Source organism: Caballeronia sp. (assembly GCF_049581465.1).
In the GTDB taxonomy this organism is placed as follows: Bacteria; Pseudomonadota; Gammaproteobacteria; order Burkholderiales; family Burkholderiaceae; genus Caballeronia.
This window is the reverse complement of the sequence record NZ_JBAUSA010001340.1, coordinates 1-3294: the sequence shown is the minus strand read 5'-3', so window position 1 is coordinate 3294 and position 3294 is coordinate 1. Positions and strand designations below refer to the sequence as shown.

The following is a 3294-nucleotide window of genomic DNA, read 5'->3' as shown; positions in this document are numbered from 1 at the left end:
CAATGGTGTCGCTGTCGCGACAGACCACGAATCAGTTGCTCAAGAACCTCGAAAATCAACGTATCTTGAGCCTCAAATTCGGGGAAATCGCCATTTTGGATTTCGACCGATTGCGAGCCGCCAGTCTCGGCGACTCTCATCCGTGATAGTTGGGTGAACGCGCTGCCTACAGGGGGCGCCGAGATACGCTGAAGAGACTCATCGCCGCAGCGCGGGAGGCTGGATCGATCAACGACAGGCGCTGCGCCAGTCGTATTTTGAACGGCGGACGGCCCCTCACTCCGTCGAATACTTCCTTCCCCACAAAATGGTTGTGCGGATAGATGTCGACGGAAAAACCCAGGGGTTCGAGCATCGAACGCAGAAGGGCTTCCGACGTACCATCGCCCGGACGGTGATGCAGTTCGGTCGCAAGCGCCCACGTTTGTTCATCGTTCTGCGGGCTATGACCGCCGCGTTTGATCCAGCGGTAGATCGGCACCCGCAGACGCCACATCATCAGCGCGATACCCCGGAATGCCCATGCTGTCTGCTGAGGATCGTGGTCGGTGATAAGGATGCCACCCGGCCGCACGATGCGCGCAGCCTCGGCCAGCACACGGCGCATGTCGTCGCAATGATGCAGCGAGCCGTTGATCGCGACGATATCGGCAATGCCCGATTTCAAAGGCACGGCGTGCGCATCCGCAAGCAACGGCACGTAACCCACCTGTGCAGCCATTTCCAGGCTGCCGGGCGCAATATCCACGCCTATGGCTTCGCGGGGGTTGCCGCCCAGCGAGGCGAGCACGTTGCCGGGCCCACAGCCGATGTCAACCAGCACCTTGCCGTCCAGCGAGCCGATCGCGGCTTGCCAGCGTTCGCGCCATTGCGGATAGCGATGCACGTACTTCAGCCAGATGTCCATCCACTGCGGATTGTCGAAGTAAACTGCGTTTGCCCGCATGCCGGGAGAATAGCGCTCGATCTTGGCCTCAGGAAACGCTGTGCCATGGATCGATGCGTCCGCGCTCAGATAGGGCTGCAAACGTTCATAGTATTCAGCCCAACTGTGCCCGACCTGCTGACCCAAAGCAGGAGCAGGACTCTGCACGGGTCTCTCATCGGCATCCAGCGACGCTAGCGCGTCTGGGATCGCAAACAGGTTCAGGCTCGGATCTGTGTTCATTGGCGCTATCCCCCTTCGGCATCATGTTGGTTGCGTGCATGCGGCACCCAGAACGACGGGGGTCGCTAGTGCTACTTATTGTCAGTGGATTAAGCCGTTCGGTGCCGCGGAGCGGATAACGTCTCTATGGCCTGCGCGTTTCTCCGGCTTTTTTAAGATAGTTGTAAGCGCCAGATACTTATGTGTTTCAGCGAACGCAGGGCAGCATATGGGGCCCGATTCTGTTTTGAGCCAGGCATTCGTAATACCTCATTTGCAATACTAATTAAATCTCGCAAACGACTCCTTCACTTCCTTCAGCTCTTTTACTCCCCGCACGTATTCCGGGCAACGCCGCTAGCCAAGCACGACTTCGCTGATTTAAACGACGGGAACGAGATCCGTGAGGTTTGCGTGTGACTGCATTGGCGAAAAGCCCCGATCTCATTTGATCTGACCAAACGACTAAAGTTAGTGGTATTTTTGCCGTAAATATCGAAAGCAGGCACTTGAACCAGATCGAGTCCGGCGCGATGTGCCGGGCTTCTGGTCGCCGATCTGGATTTTTCCTCGGGGTGAAAAACGCATGGGAATCATTGAGAGCACGTTCGGTTCTTTACTTCGCCGCCGTGGCGGTCCGCAGTACAGCCGCGACCAGTTACTTGAGCAAAGCCTTAAGCGCGAGCACAACCTGAAAGGTGAGCTCGCCCAGATGCAATTGCGCGTATCGGCGAAAACTTCCGACCTCGAGGTCAAGATCGACCTGCTGCAGTTTGAGGTCTCGCAAGCGACGAGTGCAGCCGGCCGCTTGCAAACGGAACTGGATGAAGCCCGCAACGACCTGGAAGTCGAAAAGGCAAACCGGTCGGCCGCGGTTCATCTTTTGAAAAGCATGGTGTTGTAGACGGGGTCGCGTATTCAAGCTTTACGCGCGAGCAGCGCGCCAGCCTTATTGCCGAGGCGATGACAGAAGTTTCTGGCGCAGAGACGACGACCCGGTGGCTCGCCCGGGCGCCCGCAAGTTCAACCTCGGCGGGGAAAAAGCGGTCACACCGCTAGGCGTGTTGACATTGGACGGGGCGTGGCCGGGGGCCGGGTTTTGGACGGTCCTGACCTCGGCGAGCTCAGCGGCATTAAACTGGCTGGAATTCAGAAAAAACCAGACGATTCGCTACCCTGTCGAAACACACGGTCAATGCTTTTCGGATGAGGTCATTTATGGACGGACCAGATGTCAGTCGGGTGGCTGCGACCACGTCGCATGAGACTACCGATCATGATGCCGCCGATCCCGGTCAAGCGAATTCTTCCGTTTCGCTGACGAAGCACATGAACATCCCGCGCGCGTTCTTCGCGCTGGCAGGCCCTGTCGTTGACGAGGTTACCCAGCGCGCCCGCGACCTGGAGGCGAATGACAACGCGGAGACGCTTCACAAGCTCCGGGTTGCACTGCGTCAACTACGCGCGCTTTGGTGGGCCTTCGGACCGCTGATGGATCGCGCTCAGGCCCAACACGATAGCGAGAACTTCAAACGGCTAGCGGGCGCAGCCGGAAACACACGCGACTGGGATGTGCTCGGCGAACTTCTTACGTCGGACGATCAGATCCGCTCGGTCGCAAGTAGCGCCATCTCAGCTATAGCCGAACAGCGGCAACTCGCCTTATCGTCGAGTCGGGCAACCATAAAGGAAGCTGAAATCGGCGCACTCGCGCGAACTGCACTGCTTGGAACACTTCGTCAGATCGAGGCATGCTCCGAAGATCCCGTTCTAGCGTTCGCCGAGACTCGCGTAAGGAAAGCCGAGAAAACGCTCAAGCAACAGACAAAACACGCGATGCGTCACAAGCACCCCGATTACGAGGCGCTCCACGAAGTTCGAATCGCCGGGAAAAAGCTTCGATATTTGCTTGAATTCTTCGCGCCAATCTTCAGCGGGCACCATGAAAAGGCGATCAAGCGCCTAGCGACGTTTCAACGCAAACTCGGCAATCTTAACGATGCCGTTGTAAGCGAAGCCAAGCTGCGCGAGGCGCCGTTAGCTCAAGTCGAAGAAAACGACCTGCAGCAAACTTTGAAGTGGATGGCCAAACACAAGCAGAAGACTTTGCGCTCAGCGCAAAAGCACTTGCGCCGCATGCAATAAGC

Annotated in this window: 4 protein-coding genes; 3 read left to right on the top strand and 1 reads right to left on the bottom strand. The window is 57.6% G+C overall.

All coding sequences use genetic code 11. From position 1 onward, the window contains the following. The first annotated feature begins 2 nt into the window (after positions 1-2). Complete coding sequence (locus WCA53_RS32420) at positions 3-146, top strand: helix-turn-helix domain-containing protein (protein WP_423921502.1); 144 nt, start codon at positions 3-5, stop codon at positions 144-146. Between the two features lie 20 nt (positions 147-166). On the opposite strand, the gene WCA53_RS32415 is transcribed toward WCA53_RS32420, so the two are convergent. Continuing rightward, a complete protein-coding gene (locus WCA53_RS32415; protein ID WP_423921497.1) occupies positions 167-1168 on the bottom strand; it encodes a class I SAM-dependent methyltransferase in 1002 nt (333 codons plus the stop codon). A 565-nt stretch (positions 1169-1733) separates the two neighbouring features. On the opposite strand from WCA53_RS32415, the gene WCA53_RS32410 reads away from it, so the two are divergent. Together WCA53_RS32410 and WCA53_RS32405 are read left to right on the top strand one after the other, a co-directional pair. Further along, a complete protein-coding gene (locus WCA53_RS32410; RefSeq protein WP_423921492.1) occupies positions 1734-2051 on the top strand; it encodes a hypothetical protein in 318 nt (105 codons plus the stop codon). Positions 2052-2365: 314 nt separating this feature from the next. Beyond that, the gene (locus tag WCA53_RS32405; RefSeq protein ID WP_423921489.1) at positions 2366-3292 is read left to right on the top strand and encodes a CHAD domain-containing protein; all 927 of its coding nucleotides are present in this window, start codon (positions 2366-2368) and stop codon (positions 3290-3292) included. The last annotated feature ends 2 nt before the right edge of the window (positions 3293-3294 follow it).

Bases quoted from the DNA above. Each gene is read 5' to 3' on its own strand.
- WCA53_RS32420 (WP_423921502.1), top strand. From the start codon at position 3: ATGGTGTCGCTGTCGCGACAGACCACGAATCAGTTGCTCAAGAACCTC.
- WCA53_RS32415 (WP_423921497.1), bottom strand. From the start codon at position 1,168: ATGAACACAGATCCGAGCCTGAACCTGTTTGCGATCCCAGACGCGCTA.
- WCA53_RS32410 (WP_423921492.1), top strand. From the start codon at position 1,734: ATGGGAATCATTGAGAGCACGTTCGGTTCTTTACTTCGCCGCCGTGGC.
- WCA53_RS32405 (WP_423921489.1), top strand. From the start codon at position 2,366: ATGGACGGACCAGATGTCAGTCGGGTGGCTGCGACCACGTCGCATGAG.